This window comes from Inhella crocodyli (assembly GCF_004004565.1).
GTDB lineage: Bacteria > Pseudomonadota > Gammaproteobacteria > Burkholderiales > Burkholderiaceae_C > Inhella > Inhella crocodyli.
This window is the reverse complement of the sequence record NZ_SACM01000001.1, coordinates 631,682-653,063: the sequence shown is the minus strand read 5'-3', so window position 1 is coordinate 653,063 and position 21,382 is coordinate 631,682. Positions and strand designations below refer to the sequence as shown.

The 21,382-nt window shown below is 65.0% G+C and carries 24 protein-coding genes and 1 other RNA gene; 13 read left to right on the top strand and 12 right to left on the bottom strand.

Going from position 1 to position 21,382, the window contains the following annotated elements; translation table 11 throughout:
• Nucleotides 1-18 precede the first annotated feature (18 nt).
• From sbcB to EOD73_RS03050, 3 genes are all read left to right on the top strand, one after another.
• Nucleotides 19-1,458, top strand: a complete 1,440-nt coding sequence (sbcB, locus tag EOD73_RS03060) for an exodeoxyribonuclease I (RefSeq protein ID WP_127680745.1) — start codon at nt 19-21, stop codon at nt 1,456-1,458.
• A gap of 65 nt (nt 1,459-1,523) precedes the next feature.
• Nucleotides 1,524-2,429 carry a sensor domain-containing diguanylate cyclase gene (locus EOD73_RS03055; protein ID WP_164845934.1) on the top strand — a complete coding sequence of 302 codons (906 nt, stop codon included), beginning with the start codon at nt 1,524-1,526 and terminating at the stop codon, nt 2,427-2,429.
• Nucleotides 2,430-2,491: 62 nt separating this feature from the next.
• Nucleotides 2,492-2,785, top strand: coding sequence for a hypothetical protein (locus EOD73_RS03050; RefSeq protein ID WP_127680741.1), 294 nt, complete (start codon nt 2,492-2,494; stop codon nt 2,783-2,785).
• A gap of 20 nt (nt 2,786-2,805) precedes the next feature.
• Here the strand turns inward: EOD73_RS03050 and EOD73_RS03045 are convergent, their stop codons facing one another.
• The gene (locus tag EOD73_RS03045; RefSeq protein WP_259370324.1) at nt 2,806-4,641 is read right to left on the bottom strand and encodes a bifunctional 2',3'-cyclic-nucleotide 2'-phosphodiesterase/3'-nucleotidase; all 1,836 of its coding nucleotides are present in this window, start codon (nt 4,639-4,641) and stop codon (nt 2,806-2,808) included.
• A 174-nt stretch (nt 4,642-4,815) separates the two neighbouring features.
• Here EOD73_RS03045 and EOD73_RS03040 point away from each other — a divergent pair, with 174 nt between their 5' ends.
• Entirely contained in the window at nt 4,816-5,787 is a 972-nt protein-coding gene (locus EOD73_RS03040) for a GGDEF domain-containing protein (protein WP_127680737.1), read from the top strand.
• Between the two features lie 6 nt (nt 5,788-5,793).
• Here the strand turns inward: EOD73_RS03040 and EOD73_RS03035 are convergent, their stop codons facing one another.
• The 11 genes from EOD73_RS03035 to EOD73_RS02990 form a co-directional block, all read right to left on the bottom strand.
• A complete protein-coding gene (locus tag EOD73_RS03035; RefSeq protein WP_127680735.1) occupies nt 5,794-6,633 on the bottom strand; it encodes a sulfite exporter TauE/SafE family protein in 840 nt (279 codons plus the stop codon).
• On the bottom strand, nt 6,594-7,061 hold the full coding sequence (locus EOD73_RS03030) for an EVE domain-containing protein (RefSeq protein ID WP_127680733.1): 468 nt from the start codon (nt 7,059-7,061) through the stop codon (nt 6,594-6,596). Before EOD73_RS03030 ends, EOD73_RS03035 begins: the two co-directional genes overlap by 40 nt.
• A gap of 18 nt (nt 7,062-7,079) precedes the next feature.
• Nucleotides 7,080-7,262: non-coding RNA, 6S RNA (ssrS, locus tag EOD73_RS18045), on the bottom strand.
• A 10-nt stretch (nt 7,263-7,272) separates the two neighbouring features.
• Nucleotides 7,273-7,596 carry a cell division protein ZapA gene (locus EOD73_RS03025; RefSeq protein WP_127680731.1) on the bottom strand — a complete coding sequence of 108 codons (324 nt, stop codon included), beginning with the start codon at nt 7,594-7,596 and terminating at the stop codon, nt 7,273-7,275.
• Complete coding sequence (locus tag EOD73_RS03020) at nt 7,593-7,805, bottom strand: DUF904 domain-containing protein (RefSeq protein ID WP_127680730.1); 213 nt, start codon at nt 7,803-7,805, stop codon at nt 7,593-7,595. The genes EOD73_RS03025 and EOD73_RS03020 overlap by 4 nt, the downstream gene beginning before the upstream one ends.
• Before the next feature lie 53 nt (nt 7,806-7,858).
• On the bottom strand, nt 7,859-8,449 hold the full coding sequence (locus tag EOD73_RS03015; RefSeq protein WP_127680728.1) for a UPF0149 family protein: 591 nt from the start codon (nt 8,447-8,449) through the stop codon (nt 7,859-7,861).
• Entirely contained in the window at nt 8,446-8,676 is a 231-nt protein-coding gene (locus EOD73_RS03010; protein WP_127680726.1) for a hypothetical protein, read from the bottom strand. The genes EOD73_RS03015 and EOD73_RS03010 overlap by 4 nt, the downstream gene beginning before the upstream one ends.
• A complete protein-coding gene (gene nth / locus EOD73_RS03005; protein ID WP_127680724.1) occupies nt 8,673-9,314 on the bottom strand; it encodes an endonuclease III in 642 nt (213 codons plus the stop codon). The genes EOD73_RS03010 and nth overlap by 4 nt, the downstream gene beginning before the upstream one ends.
• Nucleotides 9,315-9,321: 7 nt before the next feature.
• Nucleotides 9,322-9,990: an electron transport complex subunit RsxB gene (gene rsxB / locus EOD73_RS03000; protein WP_127680722.1), complete on the bottom strand. Its 669-nt coding sequence runs from the start codon at nt 9,988-9,990 to the stop codon at nt 9,322-9,324.
• A complete protein-coding gene (locus tag EOD73_RS02995; RefSeq protein ID WP_127680720.1) occupies nt 9,987-11,276 on the bottom strand; it encodes a polyhydroxyalkanoate depolymerase in 1,290 nt (429 codons plus the stop codon). Before EOD73_RS02995 ends, rsxB begins: the two co-directional genes overlap by 4 nt.
• Before the next feature lie 67 nt (nt 11,277-11,343).
• Nucleotides 11,344-12,546: an amino acid aminotransferase gene (locus tag EOD73_RS02990; protein ID WP_127680718.1), complete on the bottom strand. Its 1,203-nt coding sequence runs from the start codon at nt 12,544-12,546 to the stop codon at nt 11,344-11,346.
• 81 nt (nt 12,547-12,627) lie between these two features.
• Between EOD73_RS02990 and uvrB the strand changes: the two genes are divergently transcribed.
• From uvrB to tsaD, 9 genes are all read left to right on the top strand, one after another.
• Nucleotides 12,628-14,709, top strand: a complete 2,082-nt coding sequence (gene uvrB, locus EOD73_RS02985) for an excinuclease ABC subunit UvrB (RefSeq protein ID WP_127680716.1) — start codon at nt 12,628-12,630, stop codon at nt 14,707-14,709.
• Nucleotides 14,710-14,899: 190 nt separating this feature from the next.
• Entirely contained in the window at nt 14,900-15,436 is a 537-nt protein-coding gene (locus EOD73_RS02980) for a Fe-S cluster assembly transcription factor (RefSeq protein ID WP_127680714.1), read from the top strand.
• Between the two features lie 15 nt (nt 15,437-15,451).
• The gene (locus EOD73_RS02975; protein WP_127680713.1) at nt 15,452-16,672 is read left to right on the top strand and encodes an IscS subfamily cysteine desulfurase; all 1,221 of its coding nucleotides are present in this window, start codon (nt 15,452-15,454) and stop codon (nt 16,670-16,672) included.
• Nucleotides 16,673-16,682: 10 nt separating this feature from the next.
• Entirely contained in the window at nt 16,683-17,078 is a 396-nt protein-coding gene (gene iscU, locus EOD73_RS02970; protein WP_127680710.1) for a Fe-S cluster assembly scaffold IscU, read from the top strand.
• A gap of 8 nt (nt 17,079-17,086) precedes the next feature.
• Complete coding sequence (gene iscA, locus EOD73_RS02965) at nt 17,087-17,410, top strand: iron-sulfur cluster assembly protein IscA (protein ID WP_127680708.1); 324 nt, start codon at nt 17,087-17,089, stop codon at nt 17,408-17,410.
• A gap of 55 nt (nt 17,411-17,465) precedes the next feature.
• Nucleotides 17,466-17,987, top strand: coding sequence for a Fe-S protein assembly co-chaperone HscB (gene hscB, locus EOD73_RS02960; RefSeq protein ID WP_127680706.1), 522 nt, complete (start codon nt 17,466-17,468; stop codon nt 17,985-17,987).
• A gap of 10 nt (nt 17,988-17,997) precedes the next feature.
• Nucleotides 17,998-19,854, top strand: a complete 1,857-nt coding sequence (hscA, locus tag EOD73_RS02955; protein WP_127680704.1) for a Fe-S protein assembly chaperone HscA — start codon at nt 17,998-18,000, stop codon at nt 19,852-19,854.
• Nucleotides 19,854-20,195 (top strand): ISC system 2Fe-2S type ferredoxin, encoded by a 342-nt coding sequence (fdx, locus tag EOD73_RS02950; protein WP_127680702.1) that lies wholly within the window; start codon nt 19,854-19,856, stop codon nt 20,193-20,195. Before hscA ends, fdx begins: the two co-directional genes overlap by 1 nt.
• The gene (tsaD, locus tag EOD73_RS02945; RefSeq protein WP_240660570.1) at nt 20,192-21,244 is read left to right on the top strand and encodes a tRNA (adenosine(37)-N6)-threonylcarbamoyltransferase complex transferase subunit TsaD; all 1,053 of its coding nucleotides are present in this window, start codon (nt 20,192-20,194) and stop codon (nt 21,242-21,244) included. Before fdx ends, tsaD begins: the two co-directional genes overlap by 4 nt.
• Nucleotides 21,245-21,382 lie beyond the last annotated feature (138 nt).

Sequence of the window (21,382 nt, the reverse complement as noted above, 5' to 3'; positions counted from 1 at the left end):
GCCGATTATGCTGAGCCCATGGCGCACAGCTTCTTTTGGCACGACTACGAAACCTTCGGGCGATCGCCCCGCCACGACCGCCCCGCGCAATTCGCAGGTATCCGCACCGACGCCGAATTGAACGAGGTGGGCGAGCCGGTCAACCTGCATTGCCAGCCGCTCAGCGACACCCTGCCGGACCCTGAGGCCTGCCTGCTCACGGGCATCCTGCCCCAGGACTGTGCGCGCTTGGGCGTGCCCGAGCCGGCCTTCGCCGCGGCCATTGAGCGTGCCTTGGGCCATGCCGGCACCGTGGGCGTGGGCTACAACACCTTGCGCTTCGACGACGAGGTCACGCGCCACTTGTTCTGGCGCAATCTCATCGACCCCTACGCACGGGAGTGGCAGAACCAGTGTGGCCGCTGGGACCTGTTGGACCTCGTTCGAGCCACGCATGCCTTGCGCCCCGAGGGCATCCAATGGCCCACCGGCGACGACGGCAAGACGAGCTTCAAGCTGGAGCGCCTGACCCAGGCGAACGGGTTGCAGCACGAGGCGGCCCACGATGCCTTGAGCGATGTGCGTGCCACCGTCGCCCTGGCGCGATTGATCCGCCAGCACCATCCGCGGCTGTTCGACTTCGCGTTCAAGTTGCACAAGAAGGAGGCCGTTTGGGCCGAGATTGGCAACGAAGCGCGGCCCTTGCTGCACGTGTCGGGGCGCTACGGCGTGGATCGCGGCTGCATCGCCATGGTGTGGCCCTTGGGCCTGCACCCGCGCAACAAGAACGAACTCATCGTTTGGGACTTGAGTGCCGACCCTGCCGAACTCTTCGATTTGCGCCCGGAGGCGATCCGCGCTCGCCTGTTCGTGCGGCAGGAGGACTTGCCCGAAGGCAGCACGCGCTTGCCGATCAAGACCATCCACGTCAACAAGTCGCCGTTCGTGGTCTCGAGCTTGGCCACCCTGCGCGATGCCCAAGCCGAGCGCTGGGGCATCGACCGTGCGCGAGCGTTGCGACACGCCGAGTGCTTGCGCGATCGCGGCCGCCAACTGGACGGCCTCTGGTCCGACGTCTTCCTTCCCCATGAAAGTGCCGATGACGACCCCGAAAGCAACCTCTACGGGGGTTTCGTCGGGGACGCCGACCGACGCCTGTTGAACCAGGTCCGGCAACTGGACGCGGCGACCTTGGCCGAGCGGGTGCATGCCGGGCGCATGGGCTTCGACGACCCGAGACTGGACACGCTGCTGTGGCGCTACCGCGCTCGACATCACCCCGAGCACTTGAGCGACGCCGAGCGTGCACAGTGGGACCTGGAGCGCGCAGAGCGCCTGAACCGTGGGGGGACAGGGCGGCTCAGCCTGGCGCAGTACCTGGACCGCATCGACGCCCTGCAGGCCGAACGCGAGGACGACGAGCGGGCGCAAGGCCTGTTGTCGGACCTCGTGGATTGGGCCGAAGCCATCGCCCCGTAGGGATTTGCCTTGCTTGACCCGACCTTGCCATGGCGGAAGATCAAGCTTCCTTGGAAGGAGTTCGCATGAGCGCCCACGACCCTCGTTTCGCTGCCCTGATGCAACGCGCCCCCATCGCGATGGCTTTTGTCGCGGCGCAACGCTTCGTCGAGGTCAGCGAATCCTTCAATCACCTGTTCGGGCATGTGGACGACCATGACTTGAAGGGCGCAGAGACGCGGGCGGTTTTTGTCAGTGACCCCAGCCACAACACCTGGTTGGAACGGCTTGGCACCAGCTTCAAGGCCGGCCAGGTCGTGGACGACGAGTTCGAGTTGGTGCGCCGCGATGGCAGCCGCTTTTGGGGCCGCATCCAGGCCAGTCCGGTCGATTGGGCCGGCGTGGACGGGGAGGCGCTGTGGATCGTCCAAGACGTGACGGCGGCGCGCGCAGCGCGACTCGCGCCGACCTGGACCGCGAAACACGACCCCGTGACAGAACTCTCCAACCGCCGCGAGTTTGAACGGCGACTTTCCGACCACGTCGGCAGCCGGCGCAGCGAGCCGGTGTCGGTGCTTTGGATCGATCTCGACAACTTCGGCGAGATCGTGAGTGGCATGGGCACGGAAACCGCCGATCACTTCCTTTACGGGCTTGGCCAGTTGCTGCAGGCCAAGGTTCGAGCCTCGGACACCGTCGCCCGCATCGAGAAGGATCGGTTCGCCGTTTTGCTGCCCGATTGCGACCAGCACTACGCCGAAATCGTGGCCGAAAAGATCCGCAGCGCGGTCCATGGATTCCGGCTGCGTTGGGGCCTGCACCGGGCGCGCACCAAGGCCAGCGTGGGCGTGGTGCTGCTCCATCCCACCCTGGAAACCCCGGACGCGGTCTTGGCCGCCGCCTCGCTGGCGTGCGGCGAAGCGAAGGCCTCCGGCGGGGATTGCGTGCGGATTTTTGTGGTTCAGCAGGCTGCCGAGGCCACTTCCAGCTAGTCAGCCAGGGCGGCAAACGAAATAATGGGGGCCTGTTTGGCCCCTTTTCGTTGGATCGCCCCATGGCTGTTGAACTCTCCACCGCGTTGGCCGGCCTGGCTGTGGCGCAGGAGCGTTTGCGTGCGTCCGCCAACAACCTGGCCACGGCATCGGGCCGACTCATGTCGAGCGATCCCACCGAGCGCCCGCCGCTGAACCAAGGCGCCAACAGCGAATTGCAACTGCAACAGCAGGACCCAGACTTGGCGCGTGAGTTGCTGGCCCAACGCACTGCGGCTTACCAATTCGTGGCCAATCTGCGTGTGCTGCAAACCCAATTGCGCCTCTCCGGCGTGATGTTGGACATCTACGCCTGAGGCCCGGCGCCGCCCAGGCGTCACGGCACCGGAGGCATCTCGTACAGGGCCCATCCCCCGGGTTCGTCCCGCACCCAGCGCCAAGGTGCCTTGACCCATTCGCGTGCCACGGCGGCAGATCGCAATTGCAGGTGCACGCCGGGAACCGGGCGCAGGCGCCAATTCGACTCCTCTGGGAGGCGAACCGTGCCGAGTTGCTGCAAGTAGCGCGCGACCACGTCACGCAGGTCGTCTTCGGTGTTCAACACAATCCGGTCAGGCCCCGTGCCTGGAAATTGACCGCCGCCGGTGGCCCGGTAGCTGTTGGTGACCAGCAAAAACGCTTGCGCGTCGCTCACGGGCTGACCTTGCCATCGCAAGTTGTGAACGCGTCGCGCGCTGGGTGCCACCAACACCCCTTGGGGGTCGTAGCGCCGGGGTTGGGTCAGGTCGATTTCGTAATCCAGACCGTCCAGCACATCGAAGTTGTAGGACGGGTGGTCGTTGGCGAGCACCGACTGCGCGTCAGGTCCTGAAGGATCGATTTGGACGAACTGTCCGGCGCTGCGCTCGAGCCATTCGCGGAGTTCGGCGCCCGTGACCTTCAAGACCTTCAGGCTGTTCGGGTAGGGGTACAGGTCGGCCACGTGCTGGCGGGTCAGCGGACCGGGTGGCACGTGGGTGTAGGCATTGGGGCCCTGGCGTCCGCCCGCGCGGAACGGTGCCGAAGCGGAAACCAGGGGCCACGTGGCCCAGGCTGTGCCGGCCAGCAAGGATTGGGCGTGCCACGCCTGCGCCCGCGCCACGAGCTTCACCGCCAGGCTGTCCTGCACTTGGGCGAAGTAGGTGTGCAGGGGCAAGGTGGTCTGAGCCAGTTCCTCGCGCATGCGCAGGACCGTCGCTTGGTGGGCCTCTGCCACCCCCACGTCGGGCAACTCCCGCGGCACCCCACTGACCTGGCGCAACGACACCTGGGCCTGGGCCACGCGCCACGGCCCACGCGTCCGCCTTTCGAGGCGCAAATCGATGAGGCCCAGGTGGTCGCCCCAACGACCGGGCATGACGGCAGGACGTCCATGGATCAGGCCCCGTTGGGCGTCCACGCCGTCCACGCCCGCGTAGTGCGGGCCGGGCAGTTCCGCGTGGGCGTGGCCGAGGACCAAGGCATCCACGCCTGGGATGCGCGCCAAGGCCTGTGCCGCATGCTCCAAACCGTTGCGGCCGCTCACATCGATGCCGGTGTGGGCCAGCAGGACGACCAGATCCGCCCCCGCTCGCTTCAGCTTGGCAACCTCCTCGCTGGCGACGCTCACCATGTCGAGCGCCTCCACGCGTCCGGCCAGGTGTTGGTGATCCCAGGCCATGATCTGTGGCGGCGTGAGCCCGACGACACCAATGCGAAGGTGGTGTGGCTGACCGCGTTCGTCGACGAACTGCCGGTTCAAAAGCGCACTGCTTTGGAACACCGGGCCTCGTCCGTCAGGCCAAACCACGTTGGCGCTCAGCACGGGGAAGCCAGCCGCCTGGGTCGCAGCCTGCAAAAAGGGCAGGCCGTAGTTGAACTCGTGATTGCCCAAGCTCGCGGCGTCGTAACCCACGGCCTTGAGCAAGCGGTACGCCGGATGCCCCTGTCCTACGCCCTGCGCATGCACCTGATCGCCCAATGGGCTGCCCTGAAGTAGGTCACCGTTGTCGAACAGCAAATGATTGGGCGCTTCGCGCCGGGCTTGTTCGATCAGGGCCAAGGTCAGGGCGAAGCCGTGTTGCGCCGTCGTACGGCCTTGGTAGTAGTCGTGCGCCAGCAGGTGCATGTGGAGGTCGGTGGTGGCCAAGAGGCGCAAACGCAACTCAGACGCCGACGCCCCGGCGGCCCCCATCCACACCAGAACAAAACACAGACGGAACCAGAAAACCATGGCAAATGCGGCAGAAACCCACGGGACAATGGGCGACGATGCTAGCCACCCCGAGAACGTGGGGTGAGACTGCGCCCCGTTCGGGCGGCCTTCCGCCCACACTTCAACCACCTCGCCCTGCGCCACCGTTCCGACATGCCCGCACCGACCGACGACACCCCGGCCCCTTGGTTTGCTCAGCAAACCGGCGACAGCGTGGCGCGTCTGATGGGCCAATCCATGGAGGCGCTCGGCGTCCTGTGGTCCGTCAAGCAGATGAGCAACGGGCAGTACGTCTACGCCTCGCCGGGGCTGGATCGCTTGTTCGAGCGTTCGGAGTCGAGCGTGGTCGGTTCCAGCGACAACGAATTGATGCGCCCTGACGAGGCCGCTGCCATGCGACGGGTGGAATTGCAGGTGATGGGCCAGGGGCATGCCCAGTCCAACGAGCACCGCATCGAACTCAGTGGTCGCCGCCGCGATTTCACCCTCGTTCGCCAAGCGCTCGATGAGCGCCACCTGCTGACGCTTTGGTGGGACCGAAGCCACGAGCGGCAGCGAGAAACGCAACTCCAGAAGGCGCTTACGCAGATCGAGCAGCACCAGGGCGAGATGGAGGTGTTGCGTCGCCAGGCCCAGCAGGGGGCGGGGCGCGACGAGGCCACCGGGCTTCAACAGCGTCGCCTGTTTGACGAAGTGTTGCAGCGGGAAATCGACCTGTCCACGCGGGAGCACCGCGAGTTCTCGCTGGTTCTCATTGCCATCGATGGCGGAGCGCCGAACATTCAGCCGGCCCAGCGGGAAGCTTTGGGCCGTTTGTTGCGGGCCAACACCCGGGCGATGGACGCTGCCTGTCAGATCGACGACGAGTGCTTCGGCGTTCTGTTGTCGGGGGTGGGGCTTGCCACGGCGCACTCGCGCATGGAGCACCTGCGCCGTCAATGCGCGCAGCAAATCGTCGCGGCCGAGGGGCGCGACCTGGGGCTCAGCGTGTCCATGGGCGTGGCCAGTTTTCCCCACACCGCGTCATCGCAAGGCGAGTTGTTGCAGGCCAGCGAACAGGCCTTGCGACAAGCGCAGCGGCGGGGATGCAACCAAGTGGCCTTGGCCGCCATTTCATTGACCTGATTCCGCTCAGAGGGCCTTGGTCAGCATGTAAGCGGCCAAGGCCGCCAACACGAGCGCGAACGCGCGCTTGAGTTGGGCAATGGGAAGCGCGTGAGCGGCCTTGGCGCCCCATGGGGCCATCATCACGGTCACGGGCATGAGGCAGGCCAATGCCGGCAGGTAGAGGTAGCCCCAGGCACCCGGCAACGCAGCGGGCAAGTTCCAACCACTGATGACGTAGCCGAGGGTGCTGGCGGCCGCGATGGGCAGGCCGAGGGCCGCGCTGGTGGCGACCGCTTGGTGAATGGGCACGTTGCACCAGGCCATGAAGGGCACGGAGGCGAATCCCCCACCGGCGCCGACCAAGCCGCTGAGCAGTCCAATGCCCCCGCCGACCGCCACCTGACCGGGCCATGCGGGCATCGTGCGGCTTGGCCGGGGCTGTGCACCCCGCCACATTTGCCAGGCGGAGACGCCCACGAAGGCGGCGAAACCCCCGGCCAGCACCTGGCCTTTGAGCACGGCGAACAGGCCTGCGCCCGAGAGCAGGCCGCCCAGCACCACACCCGGGGCCAAGCCGCGAACGAGGTCCCAGCGCACCGCACCGCGCCGGTGGTGGGCCCGCAGGCTGGACGTGGCCGTTGCCACGATGCATGCCATCGAGGTCGCGATGGCCATCTTCACCGCGAGGGCTTCCGCCACGCCTTTGGCTTGCAGCAGTGCCGTCAAGAAGGGCACCAGCAACATGCCCCCGCCGATGCCCAAGAGACCCGCCAGGAATCCAGTCGCGATGCCCAGCGCCAGCAAGGCCAGGAGCAATTCCAGGCTCACGCCGACACCCCCAGCTTGGGCGCCAATCGCTGCCATTGCTCGGCCGTCACGGGGGTGATGGAGAGGCGACTGCCCTTCTGGAGCACGGTCAAGTCGGCCAGGTCGGGGGCTGCCCGCAGGGCTGTCAGGCTGAGCAGCGGCGTCTTGGCCACGAACGCCACATCGACCAGCATCCAGCGCGGCGCGTCGGACCTGCTCTTCGGATCGAAGTAAGGGCTCGTGGGGTCGAACTGGGTGGGGTCGGGGTAGGGTGTGCTGCAAACTTCGGCGAGCCCGGCGATGCCCGGTTCGGCGCACGAAGAGTGATAGAAGAGCACGCGATCGCCGACCCGAAACGCGTCGCGCATGAAGTTGCGTGCTTGGTAGTTGCGCACCCCCGTCCAGGGCAGGCGCCCACTGCGAGCAAGGTCGTCGATGGAGGCCTCATCGGGCTCCGACTTCATCAGCCAGGTCTGCTGCGTCATGAGAGAGGCGGAGAAGAAGAGGTGTCCACCGCGCACCGCGGGCCGCAGTCCTGAACCCTAGGGGTACAGGGGGGCGAGGTCAGCAAGGCTTCGGGTTCGTCTGACGCGAGACGATCACGCCCACCGAGCATGTTCCAAGCCCAGGCTCATAAGAGCATCGGTTCAAGGAAATAAAAGCCCGCGCGAACGCGATGGACAGCGGGATTCTCGCTCAGAGCAGGTTGCCGTCTGCGGCCAAGGCCTGGTCAAGTCGCGCTACCAAGTTGGCGAGGTCGGGAAGGGCCCCGTCGGTGGTCGGTTCTGCGCCAGCCGTTGCGCTGCTGGGTGCCGCACTGGGCTGGCTGCTGAGTTGGTAGGCCAAATTCAAAGCGGCCAGAACGGCAATCCGCTCGCGCGCGCGCACCTTGCCAGCGTCTCGAATGGCGCACATCTCTTCGTCGACCTTGGCCACGGCCTTGGTGAGGGCCGCCTCGCCACCTGCCGGGCAGGCCAGCAGGTAGCTTTGGCCCATGATGCTGACTTCGAGTTGTTTCATGGCGATGGACTCCCCGAGCCCTCGGTGGGAATGCGCTCCAGCAGCGTGTCGATGCGGTTGCGCGCCGCCGCCAAACGCGACTTGAGGCTGTCGCGTTCTTGGGTCACCGCGGCCAGTTGCTCCGTCAGCAAGGTGTTGGTCCGCACGAGTTCATCGTGGCGCAGCAGCAGGCGCTCAACGCGGTGCAGCAGGTCGGACAGCGTGGCCATGAGGGCGCGAATCGGGGAGGAGGGAGCCGGATTCTAGGGACAGCCGTTCGGTCTCAGCCACGGCGCAGGCCCAGGACGGCTTCTGGCAAGCCGCGACCCAATGCATCCCGGGTGTCCAAGGACAAGTCCTGTCCGTCCGGACCCTCGCCAGCCAGTGCGGCGATGGCTTGGAGCGTGGCCTGCCCTTCGGGCGCACGGCATTGCAAAGCCCAGCCTTCGGCATCCAGGTCCACCGCACTGAGGAATCCCAGGCACCAGTCCTCGGCATCCACCCATTCCGCGTCGTCGGCTTCGGCCACGCTGAAGATGGGCTCCCACGCGTCGGGGTCGTGGTGAAGCACATGGTCCAGGTGCCTGATGTGGCGCAGCACGCCCATGGCGACCCGTTTGCGCTGCTTACCACTGGCAAATGGAGCCAAGCCTTCGCCGTCACCTCCCCAGACCAGCGGCAACCAGTCGTCTGCGTTCAAGGTGGACAAAGGCTGGGGGGCTAGCAAGAGCGCTGTGCAGTACCCGTCCAGGGCTTCGATGTTCATGGCGGCGTCGCTGGGCAACTGCGCCAACACATCGTCCAACTCGGACAACTCGTCGTCGCTCAGCGGTCGCACGTCAGAGGCGGGGTCGTACTTCGGCAGGTGGCTCATCGTTGGCTCCGGGCCTTGCGCCCGTCGAAGGCGGCAAGTTGGGTTTTCAGCAGGGCCATGAGCACGCGCGCGTTGGCCTCCGACATGATCAGCAAGGTGCTGGGCACTTCGTCCTCGCTGCGTGGACTTTGTGAAGCAACGATGGCGTCCACCTTGAACGTGACGTCGCCATGCCCTGAGTTGCTGGCGGCTTTGAACTTCTGGACTTCGATGCGGTGGGTTTTCATGAGGGCATGGCCGTGAGTCGGCCGTGGTCGCAATGGGTGCGAACCTGACAAGCATGGCACAGCGGCTTTCGGGCTTGGCAGACGTAGCGCCCGTGCAGGATGAGCCAATGGTGGGCGTCTTCCAGGTAACGCACAGGGATTCGCCGCAGCAGGCCTTGTTCCACCGCCAGGGGGGTCTTGCCTGGGGCAAGACCCGTGCGATTGGCCACGCGGAAGATGTGGGTGTCCACGGCCATGGTGGGCTCGCCGAAGGCCACGTTGAGCACCACGTTGGCGGTTTTTCGACCCACGCCTGGCAGGGCCTCCAGGGCCTCGCGGTCGCGAGGCACTTGGCCGTGGTGGCGCTCCACGAGCAGGCGACAGGCCTGGATCAGGTGCTTGGCTTTGCTGCGAAACAAGCCAATGGTCTTGATGTGCTCGATCACGCCGGCCTCCCCCAACTTCAGCATTCGCTCGGGGGTGGGGGCGACGGCAAACAGGGCCCGGGTGGCCTTGTTGACGCTCACATCCGTGGCCTGGGCGGACAGCAGCACGGCCGCCAGCAATTCGAAGCGACTGGCGAACACCAACTCCGTTTCCGGGGTCGGATTTGCCGTTTGTAGGGTGGCGAAGAAGGCGTCGATGGCGGCGGGCTTCATCCCGCCATCATCGCTGCGCTTTGGCGCGCGCACGGGCCAAGGCGGCTTCGATCACGGCGCGCTTGCGCGCCTTTTCGTCGACGTCATCGGCCCCCAGGGTCATTTCGTCCAAGTGGGCCAGCTTGTGGCGGGCTTTGGCCTCGAGCCGCGCTTGCTGCTCAACCGCCTCGCGCGCCAATCGATCGCCGCGCGCGAGGTAGCGCTGGCGCGCAAGGTCCGCGGCGTTTTGGGACCAATTGTCCCAACCGGTGCGGCCGCTTTCCACGGTGTCCATGCGAATGCAGTCCACGGGGCAGGCGGGAAGGCACAGCTCACACCCGGTGCAGTCGGGCCCGATGACCGCATGCATGGCCTTGGGCGCACCAAATATCGCGTCCACCGGACAGGCCTTGATGCACAGGGTGCAGCCGATGCACCAAGACTCGTCGATGACCGCCACTGCGCGTTCGGCCTCGATACCAAATTCGGGGTCCAGCAGCGGCTCCGGTTGTCGAACGATCTGGGCCAGCCGACCAACACCGGCTTGCCCGCCGGGCGGGCAACGGTTAATGGGGGCGGCCCCCACGGCGATGGCTTCGGCGTAGCGACGGCAGTCGGGCTCCCCGCAGCGGGTGCACTGCGTTTGCGGAAGCGCCGCGTCGATCTGGTCCGCCAGCGCCCGTTGTTGCGGCGTCACGCCGCCTTGCGCTTTCGCGCGGGAGCTTTGCTCGGTGGGTTTGCCGCCTTGTCGTGCACCTGGATGAAATCGCGGATCACCGGATAAGCGATGTTGCGCCAGCGCTTGCCGCTGAAGATGCCGTAGTGGCCAGCCCCCTGTACCGTCAGGTGCTTCTGGTGCGCTTTGGGAATGCCGGTACACAGTTCATGGGCGGCTTCGGTTTGACCGGCCCCCGAGATGTCGTCCAACTCGCCCTCCACCGTCAGCAAGCCGCAGCCGGTGATGTCCTGGGGTCTCACGCGCTGCCCGGCCACGTCCCACGTGCCGTTCACCAGGGCAAAGTCTTGGAAGACAACGCGGATCGTGTCGAGGTAGTACTCGGCCGGGAGGTCCAGCACGGCGTTGTACTCGTCGTAGAACTCTCGGTGGTTGTCGGCGCCTTCGTCGTCGCCGCGGACCAAGTCCAAGAAGTAGTCGTAATGGCTGCTGAGGTGGCGCCCTGGGTTCATGGCCACGAACCCGGTGTGTTGCAAAAACCCCGGATAAACCGGGCGGCCTGCGCCAGGAAAGTTCGTGGGTACGCGGTAGATGACGTTGTTCTCGAACCAGCTGTAGCTCTTGTTCATCGCCAAGTTGTTGACCGCGGTGGGGCTCTTTCGGGCATCGATCGGCCCGCCCATCATGGTCATGGAGCGTGGCACGATTTGCCCGTCTGTCGCCTGCAAGGAGACGGCGGCCAACACAGGGACGGTGGGCTGGCAAACGCTGATCACGTGAACCTTGGGGCCAATGTGCTGGATGAATTCCCGCACGTAAGCCACGTAGTCGTCCAAATGAAACGGACCCACCTCCAGGGGCACCATGCGTGCGTCGGTCCAGTCGGTGATGTAGACCTTGTGGTCGCGCAAGAGTTGTCGCACCGTGTCGCGCAAAAGCGTGGCGTGGTGCCCACTCAGAGGCGCCACCACCAAGACCGTGGGTTGGTCTTTCATGCGGGCAAGTTGCGCGGCGTCGTCGGTGAACCGCTTGAAACGCAGCAGCCGGCAAAAGGGCTTTTCGACGACCACACGCTCCTGAACGGCCACCGGCACGCCATCCACGTCGACGGTCTCGATGCCGAAGGCTGGCTTTTCGTAGGCTTTCGCCAGGCGGTGCATCAAATCCAGTCCCGCCGCCACGCGCGGAGCCAGCATGCCGTGCGCGAAGGGCGACAGCGGATTGGTGTACAGCTGTGCGGCCGCCGACGAGAACTCGGCGAAAGGACTGAGCAAAGCGCGTTGCGTTTCGTAGAGCTGGTACAGCATGAAAAAGGCCTCCGCTAAGGAGGCCCAGTGTCGCTCAAATTGACAAAAATGCTGCGCCGCAGCAATGTCAACTTTGCAGAACCGCCGCCACGGCTGCGGCAACGCGTGGCAAGTTACCGCTGTTCAGGGCCGCGACGCACAAACGCCCCGAATCGACACCATAAACCCCAAACTCCGTGCGCAGGCGTTGCATTTGGGCGGCCGACAGACCCGAGTAGCTGAACATGCCTTGTTGGCGAGTGATGAAGTCCAGGTTCTGGCGCACCCCGGCCGCTTCCAGGGCCTCGCGCAAGCCGGCGCGCATCTGCGCGATCCGATCGCGCATGCCGGCCAGTTCCTGCTCCCACTGCGCGCGCAGGGCGTCATCGCCCAGCACCGTGGCCACCACCTTGGCGCCATGCGTGGGAGGGTTGGAGTAGGTGGTGCGAGCCGTCACCTTGATTTGGCTCAGCACGCGGGAGGCTTCTTCAGCGTCTTGCGACACCACGTGCAAGCTGCCCACGCGCTCACCATAGAGGCTGAAGCTCTTGCTGAAACTGCTGGCGACCACGAAGCTCATGCCAGCCGCGTCCAGCGCGCGAACGGCGTAGGCATCGGCGTCCAGCCCTTGGCCAAAGCCCTGGTAGGCCATGTCCATGAAGGGCACCAGGTCGCGCGCTTGGAGCAGGGCAATCACGGCCTGCCACTGCTCTTGCGTCAGGTCGTACCCGGTGGGGTTGTGGCAGCACGCGTGCAAAACCACCACGTCGCCGGCTTTGGCGCGGCCGAGGTCTGCCAACAGGGCGTTGAAGGCAATGCCTTGCCCTTGGGCGTCGTAATAGGCGTAGGTCTGCACCTCAAAGCCGGCATTGCTGAACAAGGCCCGGTGGTTTTCCCAGCTCGGGTCCGAAATCCACACCGTGGCCTTGGGGTTCAGTCGGTGCAGAAAGTCCGCGCCGACCTTCAGCGCGCCTGTGCCGCCAAGGGCTTGCAAACTGGCCACGCGTCGGGCCGCGAGGGCGGCACTTTGGGTTCCGAATACTTGTTTTTGCGCCGCCGCGACATAGGCGGCAAAACCGTCGATTGGCAGGTAGCCGCGAGGCGCTGGGCTCGCTGCCAAGCGGGCTTCAGCGGCTTGCACGCTGGCCAACAGGGGCAACTTGCCTTGAGCATCGGTGTACACGCCAACGCCCAAGTTGACCTTGTCGGCCCTCGTGTCCGCATTGAACTGTTCGTTCAGGCCCAGGATCGGATCGCGCGGAGCGAGGGTGACGGCTGCAAACACGGACATGGCGCGGTAGGCTCGAAGGCTTTGCGTGGGAATGGGGCTGCGATTCTAGGCGGCCGACCCTGCGAGCCTAGGGAATACCCGATGACAGCCTCCGCCAAATCCGAAGCCGCTTTGGAAAACAGCCCGCCGCAGGGTGAGTTCGTGGCCTTCGAGGGCTCGCCGTTCCAGTTGTTCCAACCCTTTCCGCCGGCAGGCGATCAGCCCACCGCGATCGCCCAGCTGGTGGAGGGTGTGCAGGACGGCCTGGCGTACCAGACCTTGCTGGGCGTGACTGGCTCGGGCAAGACGTTCACCATGGCCAACGTCATCGCGCGGCTGGGTCGACCGGCGATCGTGTTCGCGCCGAATAAAACGCTTGCAGCCCAGCTGTACAGCGAGTTTCGGGACTTCTTCCCCAAAAATGCGGTTGAGTACTTCGTCAGCTACTACGACTACTACCAGCCCGAGGCTTACGTTCCGCAGCGCGATCTGTTCATTGAGAAGGACAGCGCGATCAACGAACAAATTGAACAGCTGCGATTGAGCTGCACCAAGAGCCTCTTGGAGCGTCGTGACGTGGTGATCGTGGCCAGCGTGAGTGCCATCTACGGCATCGGCAACCCCAGCGATTACCACCAGATGGTCATGACGCTTCGGGTTGGGGACGCAATCGGGCAGCGCGACCTCATCGCGCAGTTGGTGCGCATGCAATACACGCGCAATGAGATCGAGTTCACGCGCGGTGCTTTTCGCGTGCGTGGGGATGTCATCGATGTGTTTCCCGCCGAACACTCGGAGTTGGCCTTGCGCATCGAACTGTTCGACGACGAGGTCGAGAGCATGGCCCTCTTCGACCCATTGACGGGCGGCGTGCGACAAAAGCTGGCGCGTTTCACGGTCTATCCCAGCAGCCATTACGTGACGCCGCGCGAGCGGGTGTTGGCCGCCATCGAGACCATCAAAGAAGAGCTTCGAACGCGCGTTGGTGAGTTCGTGCGCGACGGCAAGTTGGTCGAGGCCCAGCGACTGGAGCAGCGCACGCGGTTCGACCTGGAAATGCTGCAAGAGGTCGGTCATTGCAAGGGCATCGAGAACTACACCCGTCACTTGAGTGCGTCGGCACCGGGCGAGGCGCCGCCGACCTTGGTGGATTACCTGCCGGGCGATGCGCTGATGTTTCTCGACGAAAGCCACGTGCTGATCGGCCAATTCGGGGGCATGTACAACGGCGACCGCGCTCGCAAAACGACCCTGGTTGAGTATGGGTTTCGCTTGCCATCGGCGCTGGACAACCGGCCGCTCAAGTTCGAAGAGTTCGAGCGCAAGATGCGGCAGGCCGTGTTTGTCAGCGCCACGCCGGCCGACTACGAAAAGCGGCAGTCAGGCCAGGTGGTAGAGCAGGTGGTTCGTCCCACCGGCTTGGTCGATCCGGTCGTCGAGGTCCGACCGGCGACGACGCAGGTCGATGACCTGCTGGGTGAGATCCGTTTGCGGGTGGACGCGCAAGAGCGGGTGCTGGTCACGGTGCTGACCAAGCGCATGGCCGAGCAGCTCACCGACTACTTGGGCGAAAACGGCGTGAAGGTTCGCTACCTGCACTCTGACGTGGACACCGTCGAGCGCGTCGAAATCATCCGGGATTTGCGCTTGGGCACCTTCGACGTGCTCGTGGGCATCAACCTCTTGAGGGAGGGCCTGGACATCCCTGAGGTGAGCTTGGTGGCCATCCTGGACGCCGACAAGGAAGGGTTCTTGCGCAGTGAGCGCAGCTTGATACAGACCATTGGGCGGGCGGCTCGCCACTTGAACGGTCACGCCTTGCTGTACGCCGATCGGGTCACCGACTCCATGCGGCGGGCGATTGGTGAGACGGAGCGCCGTCGCGCCAAGCAGTTGGCCCACAACCAAGCGCAGGGCATCACGCCGAAGGGGGTGGCCAAACGGATCAAGGAGCTGATCGATGGGGTCGTCAGCGACAAGGGCCGCGACGCTCAGCAAGGTGTGGCGCTGCCTGACTTGGCGGGCTTGAGCGAGAAGGAGGCCAGCAAGCGGATCCAGCAGTTGGAGAAGCAAATGTTCGAACACGCTCGGAATTTGGAGTTCGAACAAGCGGCCCGGCTTCGAGATCAGCTGGTGGCGCTGAAGGAGCAACTGTTTGGGGCGGGCGGACGCGACGCTGTGTGAAGGGACGCCGGTGTTGGGCACAGAAGGGTTCTATACCCCTGATTGGCGCAAGGTTGTTTGTCTTGGACAAAACTGCAGCCCATAGGCGACTAAACTGCTCGGGCTTTTCCGCGGGTTATCCCGGTGGATTCGAGCAGCGGCGAAACGGTTTCGCCCAGTCCAAGTTCCACCAGCCGCAGGAGTGCGCACCATGAGACTGACCACCAAAGGCCGATTCGCTGTCACCGCCATGCTCGATCTCGCCCTGCGCGAGCACAACGGCCCTGTGGCTTTGGCGGCCATCAGCCAGCGCCAGCAGATTTCACTCAGCTACCTCGAGCAACTGTTCGGCAAGTTGCGACGCGCTGAACTGGTGGAAAGCACCCGGGGGCCAGGCGGCGGTTACAGCTTGGGACGGCGCGCCGAGGACATCACCGTGGCCGACGTGATCTTGGCCGTGGACGAGCCTCTGGACGCCACGGGCTGCGGGGGCAAGGAAAATTGCATGGGGGACGACAGCGGTCGTTGCCTGACCCACGAGCTGTGGACCCGATTGAACGACCACATGTTGGTGTTCTTGAATGGCGTGAGCCTGCGCCACTTGGTGGACGAGCAAAGGGCCAAGGGTTTCACGCTGGAGGAGGGCACCCCCTTGAAGCGTGCCATTTCGCCCAATCCGGTGGTGCGCCCCATCCGGGTGACCGGGCCGAATTCCGTGTTTGCGCTGGGCAATGTGCTCAGCAAGTGATTGTTGTTTGAACCGATGACCATGACTCCGCACCTTCCGATTTACATGGACTACGGGGCCACCACCCCGGTGGACCCCCGCGTGGTGGACGCCATGATTCCCTGGTTGCGCGAGCATTTCGGCAACCCGGCCTCCCGCAGCCACGCCTACGGATGGGAGGCGGAAGCCGCGGTGGAACAAGCGCGCGAACAGGTGGCGGCCTTGATCAATGCCGACCCCCGAGAAATCGTCTGGACGAGTGGCGCCACCGAGAGCATCAACCTGGCGATCAAAGGAGCGGCCGAGTTCTACAAAAGCCGCGGCAACCACCTGATCACGGTCAAGACCGAGCACAAAGCCGTGCTCGACACCTGCCGGGAACTGGAGCGCCGAGGTTTCGAGGTGACCTACCTCGATGTGCAGCCCGATGGGCTCATCGATTTTGAGGCGCTCAAGGCGGCCATTCGTCCGACGACGCTGCTGGTGTCGGTGATGGCCGTGAACAACGAGATCGGGGTCATTCAGGACATCGCCGCCATCGGCGCCTTGTGCCGGGAGCATGGGGTGATCTTCCACGTCGATGCAGCCCAAGCCACTGGCAAGATTTCGCTGGACCTGGGCGTGTTGCCGGTCGACTTGATGAGTTTGGCGTCGCACAAGACCTACGGGCCGAAGGGCGTGGGGGCGCTTTACGTCCGGCGCAAACCCCGCGTGCGGCTGGAGGCGCAGATGCACGGCGGCGGGCACGAGCGTGGGATGCGCTCGGGCACCTTGGCCACGCATCAGATCGTGGGCATGGGCGAGGCCTACCGAATTGCGAAGGAAGAGATGGCGGTGGAGTTGCCGCGCATCCGAGCACTGCAGCAGCGTCTGTTGGACGGGCTCAAGGGCATCGAAGAGGTCTACATCAACGGCGACACGGCGCGTCGAGTGCCCCACAACGTCAATGCCTCCTTCAACTTCGTCGAAGGCGAATCGCTGATCATGGGCATCAAAGGCATTGCTGTGTCGTCGGGCTCGGCTTGCACGTCGGCCAGCCTGGAGCCCAGCTACGTGCTTCGCGCGCTGGGGCGCTCCGATGAGCTGGCACACAGCAGCTTGCGCATGACCATCGGGCGCTTCACGACGGAGGCCGAGATCGACGAGGTGGTGGCCACCCTGAAGGACCGTGTGGCCAAGCTTCGCGAGCTTTCTCCCTTGTGGGAAATGCACCAAGACGGCATCGATTTGTCGACCATTCAGTGGTCGGCACACTGAGGACAACAACATGGCATACAGCGACAAGGTCGTGGACCACTACGAAAACCCGCGCAACGTGGGTTCGTTTGACAAAGGCGACGACGCCGTGGGCACCGGCATGGTGGGTGCACCGGCTTGCGGCGACGTGATGAAGCTTCAAATCAAGGTCAATCCCGCCACGGGCTTGATCGAAGACGCGCGCTTCAAGACCTATGGCTGCGGCTCGGCGATTGCCTCCAGCTCGCTGGTCACGGAGTGGGTCAAGGGCAAGAGCTTGGACGAGGCGATGGCCATCAAGAACAGCCAGATCGCCGAAGAGTTGGCGCTGCCGCCGGTCAAGATCCACTGCTCGATCTTGGCCGAGGACGCCATCAAGGCCGCCGTGGCCGATTACCGCCAGAAGACTGGCGTGGCATCGAACTGAGCGCTGCCATGGCCATCACGCTCACGGCGGCTGCCGCCAAGCACGTCAACCGCAACCTGACCCGGCGCGGCAAAGGCGTTGGGGTCCGCTTGGGGGTCAAGACGACCGGCTGCTCAGGCTTGGCCTACCAACTGGAGTACGCCGACGAAGTGGCCGCCGAGGACGTGGTGTTTGAGGACCACGGGGTGAAGGTGCTGATCGACCCAAAAAGTCTGCCTTACTTGGATGGCACCGAGTTGGATTTCGTCCGCGAGGGCCTCAACGAGGGCTTCAAGTTCATCAACCCGCGCGAAAAAGACCGCTGCGGCTGCGGCGAGTCGTTCCGCGTTTGACCGACCAAGTCACAGGGCAGGCGCGGCCCCATGGCCGCGTTTGTTTTTGATCCCCATGAACCTTTCCAGCGACGATTTCAGCCTCTTCGGCTTGCCAGAGCGGTATCGACTGGACCGCGCGGATCTGGACGCCCGCTGGAAGCGCTTGGCAGCGCAGGTCCACCCGGATCGCCATGTGGGGCAGGGGGCGGGCACGCAGGCGCAAGCCATGCAGTGGGCGCTGCGGGTCAACGAAGCCTACCGCCGGTTGCGAGATCCCCTGCGGCGCGCGGCTTATCTGTGTGAGCGTCGCGGTGTCCCGATCGAGGCCGAGAGCAACACGCGCATGTGCAGCGCCTTCTTGATGGAGCAGATGCACTGGCGAGAGTCCTTGGACGAGGCCGGCGACGAAGAGAGCATCGATCGCCTCCACGCTGAAGTTCAGGCCCGACAACGCGGCTTGTTCGAGACGGTGGCCCGTGCTTTGGACGACGCCCCAGATGCCCCTCGGGCGGCAGAAGCGGTGCGCTCGCTGATGTTCGTCGCGCGTTTTTTGCAAGACATCGAACGGCGTCGTGACGCCCTGTTCCCTCTCTGACTGCCCAAGCATGGCGCTACTGCAAATCTCCGAGCCGGGACAGTCTCCCGACCCCCACCAGCGGCGCATTGCCGTTGGGATCGACCTGGGTACCACGCATTCTTTGGTGGCCGCCGTTCGCCACGGCATTCCGGAATGCTTGCCCGACGAAACGGGGCGCGTGATCCTGCCATCGGTGGTGCGAATCCTGGGCGAGGGGCGCCGACAAATTGGCGCCGAGGCCTTGGCCGACGCCGCCTCCGACCCCAGCAACACCATTGCCAGCGTCAAGCGACTGATGGGTCGCCGATTGAGCGACTTGCCCAACGCCGCCGCCTTGCCCTACGCCCTGGAGGACGGTCCCGGCATGGTGGCGGTTCAAACGCGGGAAGGGCCCAAGAGCCCGGTGGAAATCTCGGCGGAAATCCTGGCGGTGCTCCGCCAGCGCGCGGAGGACACGTTCGACGACTTGCTCTACGGCGCCGTCATCACGGTGCCGGCGTACTTCGACGATGCGCAGCGCCAGGCCACCAAAGATGCCGCCGAGCTCGCCGGTCTGAAGGTCTTGCGACTGATCAATGAACCCACGGCTGCAGCCATCGCCTATGGTTTGGACCACGGCAGCGAGGGCCTGTACGCCGTGTACGACCTGGGGGGCGGGACTTTCGATGTCTCGGTCCTGCGCTTGAGCCGGGGTGTGTTTGAGGTTGTGGCGACCGGTGGTGACGCTGCGCTTGGAGGGGACGACTTCGATCGCTTGTTGGCGGACTGGGTGCTTTCCCAGGCGGGGCGCGTCACGCGCAGCGCCGCCGACCGGCAGCGCTTGCACGCGGCTGCGCGGCGCGCCAAGGAGCGGCTGAGTGACCTCACCCAAACCGAGGTGCGTTGCGACTTGGACGAAGGTCCATTGGCTGTCACGGTCACGCGTGAGGCGTTTGAGCAGTTGACCCGTCCCTTGCTCGACCGAACCCTGTCGGTGGTGCGGCGGGTGATGCGCGATGCGCAGCTGGGTCCACACGAGGTGCAGGGCGTGGTCATGGTCGGTGGCGCAACGCGCATGCCGGCCGTGCGGCAGCGGGTGGGGCATTGGTTCGGGCAACCGGTGCTCACCAACTTGAACCCCGACGAGGTGGTGGCATTGGGGGCGGCCGTGCAGGCGAACGCCCTGGCTGGCAACGCCAAAGATGGCGAGTTGCTGCTGCTGGACGTGATTCCGCTGAGCCTGGGGTTGGAAACGATGGGGGGACTGGTGGAGCGCATCGTTGAGCGCAACGCCACCTTGCCCGTGGCCAAGGCGCAAGACTTCACGACCTTCAAGGACGGCCAAACGGCCTTGGCCCTGCACGTGGTGCAAGGCGAGCGTGAGTTGGTCAGCGAATGTCGGTCCTTGGCGCGCTTCGAGCTGCGTGGCATTCCGCCGATGGCCGCTGGGGCGGCGAGGATTCGCGTCACATTTCAGGTGGATGCCGACGGCCTGCTGAGTGTGGCCGCCCGCGAGCAAAGCAGTGGGGTGGAGGCGACCGTCTCGGTCAAGCCGAGCTACGGGCTGAGTGATGAGCAGGTGGCCGCGATGCTGAAGGATGGTTTTGCCAGCGCGCAGTCCGACATGGAGGCGCGAAAGCTGCGCGAGGCCCGCGTGGAAGGCGAGCGCATGCTGGCGGCGACCGACAAGGCCCTTGCCCTGGACGGTGACCTGTTGAAGGCGGACGAGCGAGGGCTCATCGACCGTTTGATGGCCGAACTGCGCGCCGAAGTCGCTGGCCAGCAGGCCGATGCCATCGACAACGCCGTCAAAGCCCTGGCCCGCGGCACCGAAGCTTTCGCCGCGGCCCGCATGAACCGATCGATCCAAGAGGCCCTGACCGGCCGCTCGGTGGAGCAACTCTGATGCCAATCATTCACATCCTGCCGCACGCCGAGTACTGCCCTGAGGGCAAGGCGGTTCAGGCACCGGCCGGCACCACGATTTGCGAGGCCTTGTTGGACAACGGCGTGGAACTGGAGCACGCCTGCGATCAAGTGTGCGCGTGCACGACGTGCCACGTCATCGTGCGAGAAGGCTTTCGTTCCTTGTCGGCCATGGAGGACAACGAGGAGGACATGCTCGATCGCGCCTGGGGCTTGGAGCCCGATTCGCGGCTCGCGTGTCAGGCCATCCTCGGCCAAGTCGATGTGACGGTGGAGATCCCGAAGTACTCGATCAACCACGCCAAGGAATCCAAAGCGTGAACGCTGCAAAGCCCTGGCGCGTGCTGGGCATCGAGAGTTCGTGCGACGAGACCGGGGTGGCCCTGGTGGCGCTTCACGAGGGCAGGGCGGTGCTGGAAGCGCAAGGCCTGCACAGTCAGATTGCCATGCACCAAGCCTATGGCGGTGTGGTGCCCGAGTTGGCCTCGCGAGACCACATTCGTCGGGTGGTGCCATTGGCACGGCAGGTCATGGCCGACGCGGGCTTGGATTGGTCGGCGGTTGACGCCATTGCCTACACACAGGGTCCCGGTTTGGCGGGGGCTTTGCTCGTTGGCGCAGGGGTGGCCGTTGCCCTGGCTCAGGCCGTGGGCAAACCGACGTTGCCTGTCCACCACTTGGAGGGGCACTTGTTGTCGCCCTTCCTGTCGGCCGATCCGCCCGAGTTCCCATTCGTGTGCCTCTTGGTGTCCGGCGGACACACGCAACTGATGCGGGTCATGGGCGTGGGGCGGTACGCCTTGCTGGGTGAAACCATCGACGACGCCGCCGGCGAAGCCTTCGACAAGTCGGCCAAGGTCATGGGCCTGCCGTACCCCGGAGGTCCGCATTTGGCTGCTTTGGCCGTGGGCGGGCGGCCAGACGCCTTTGCCTTGCCCAGACCGCTGCTGCACAGCGGTGACCTCGACTTTTCGTTCGCCGGCCTGAAAACCGCCGTGTTGACCACAGTGAAGCGGTTGGGCGATCTCGACACTGCGCAGCGGGCCGATTTGGCCGCCAGCACCCAAGCCGCCATTGTTGAGGTCTTGGTCAAGAAGTGCTTGATGGCCTTGAAGGAGACCGGATTGCGCCGTTTGGTGGTGGCCGGCGGCGTGGGGGCCAACCAAGCCTTGCGCGCCGCCTTGAATGCCGCCTGCCAGCGGCGAGGCGTCCGCGTGCATTACCCCGAGTTGGCCTTGTGCACAGACAACGGCGCCATGATTGCTTTGGCTGCGGCCATGCGCCACCAAGCGGGCTTGGATCGCGCCCAAGCGCCAGGCGGGTTTGGGGTTCGTCCCCGCTGGGACTTGGCCGAGCAGGGGGCCATTTAGTCATTCCGCTATACTCCAAAAGTTTTGTGCGGCCTGAACCTCGATTCAGGTCGTGCGAACGATGAGCACGGCGCGGGGCGGTTTCCCCTGCGTTCGCAAGTCCAACCCCGGAAACCGCTTGGCCTCCAGCAGAGCATG

What these genes read in the sequence shown, in the direction of transcription:
- nth (WP_127680724.1), bottom strand. Translation starts at nt 9,314, where the DNA reads ATGAAGCCCGCCGCCATCGACGCCTTCTTCGCCACCCTACAAACGGCA.
- EOD73_RS02980 (WP_127680714.1), top strand. Translation starts at nt 14,900, where the DNA reads ATGAGACTGACCACCAAAGGCCGATTCGCTGTCACCGCCATGCTCGAT.
- uvrB (WP_127680716.1), top strand. Translation starts at nt 12,628, where the DNA reads ATGACAGCCTCCGCCAAATCCGAAGCCGCTTTGGAAAACAGCCCGCCG.
- EOD73_RS03050 (WP_127680741.1), top strand. Translation starts at nt 2,492, where the DNA reads ATGGCTGTTGAACTCTCCACCGCGTTGGCCGGCCTGGCTGTGGCGCAG.
- EOD73_RS03010 (WP_127680726.1), bottom strand. Translation starts at nt 8,676, where the DNA reads ATGAAAACCCACCGCATCGAAGTCCAGAAGTTCAAAGCCGCCAGCAAC.
- EOD73_RS03025 (WP_127680731.1), bottom strand. Translation starts at nt 7,596, where the DNA reads ATGAAACAACTCGAAGTCAGCATCATGGGCCAAAGCTACCTGCTGGCC.
- EOD73_RS03030 (WP_127680733.1), bottom strand. Translation starts at nt 7,061, where the DNA reads ATGACGCAGCAGACCTGGCTGATGAAGTCGGAGCCCGATGAGGCCTCC.
- sbcB (WP_127680745.1), top strand. Translation starts at nt 19, where the DNA reads ATGGCGCACAGCTTCTTTTGGCACGACTACGAAACCTTCGGGCGATCG.
- EOD73_RS02975 (WP_127680713.1), top strand. Translation starts at nt 15,452, where the DNA reads ATGACCATGACTCCGCACCTTCCGATTTACATGGACTACGGGGCCACC.
- EOD73_RS03045 (WP_259370324.1), bottom strand. Translation starts at nt 4,641, where the DNA reads ATGGGGGCCGCCGGGGCGTCGGCGTCTGAGTTGCGTTTGCGCCTCTTG.
- EOD73_RS03055 (WP_164845934.1), top strand. Translation starts at nt 1,524, where the DNA reads ATGAGCGCCCACGACCCTCGTTTCGCTGCCCTGATGCAACGCGCCCCC.
- EOD73_RS02990 (WP_127680718.1), bottom strand. Translation starts at nt 12,546, where the DNA reads ATGTCCGTGTTTGCAGCCGTCACCCTCGCTCCGCGCGATCCGATCCTG.
- iscU (WP_127680710.1), top strand. Translation starts at nt 16,683, where the DNA reads ATGGCATACAGCGACAAGGTCGTGGACCACTACGAAAACCCGCGCAAC.
- EOD73_RS02995 (WP_127680720.1), bottom strand. Translation starts at nt 11,276, where the DNA reads ATGCTGTACCAGCTCTACGAAACGCAACGCGCTTTGCTCAGTCCTTTC.
- hscA (WP_127680704.1), top strand. Translation starts at nt 17,998, where the DNA reads ATGGCGCTACTGCAAATCTCCGAGCCGGGACAGTCTCCCGACCCCCAC.
- EOD73_RS03035 (WP_127680735.1), bottom strand. Translation starts at nt 6,633, where the DNA reads ATGGCAGCGATTGGCGCCCAAGCTGGGGGTGTCGGCGTGAGCCTGGAA.
- EOD73_RS03040 (WP_127680737.1), top strand. Translation starts at nt 4,816, where the DNA reads ATGCCCGCACCGACCGACGACACCCCGGCCCCTTGGTTTGCTCAGCAA.
- EOD73_RS03015 (WP_127680728.1), bottom strand. Translation starts at nt 8,449, where the DNA reads ATGAGCCACCTGCCGAAGTACGACCCCGCCTCTGACGTGCGACCGCTG.
- fdx (WP_127680702.1), top strand. Translation starts at nt 19,854, where the DNA reads ATGCCAATCATTCACATCCTGCCGCACGCCGAGTACTGCCCTGAGGGC.
- hscB (WP_127680706.1), top strand. Translation starts at nt 17,466, where the DNA reads ATGAACCTTTCCAGCGACGATTTCAGCCTCTTCGGCTTGCCAGAGCGG.
- EOD73_RS03020 (WP_127680730.1), bottom strand. Translation starts at nt 7,805, where the DNA reads ATGGCCACGCTGTCCGACCTGCTGCACCGCGTTGAGCGCCTGCTGCTG.
- iscA (WP_127680708.1), top strand. Translation starts at nt 17,087, where the DNA reads ATGGCCATCACGCTCACGGCGGCTGCCGCCAAGCACGTCAACCGCAAC.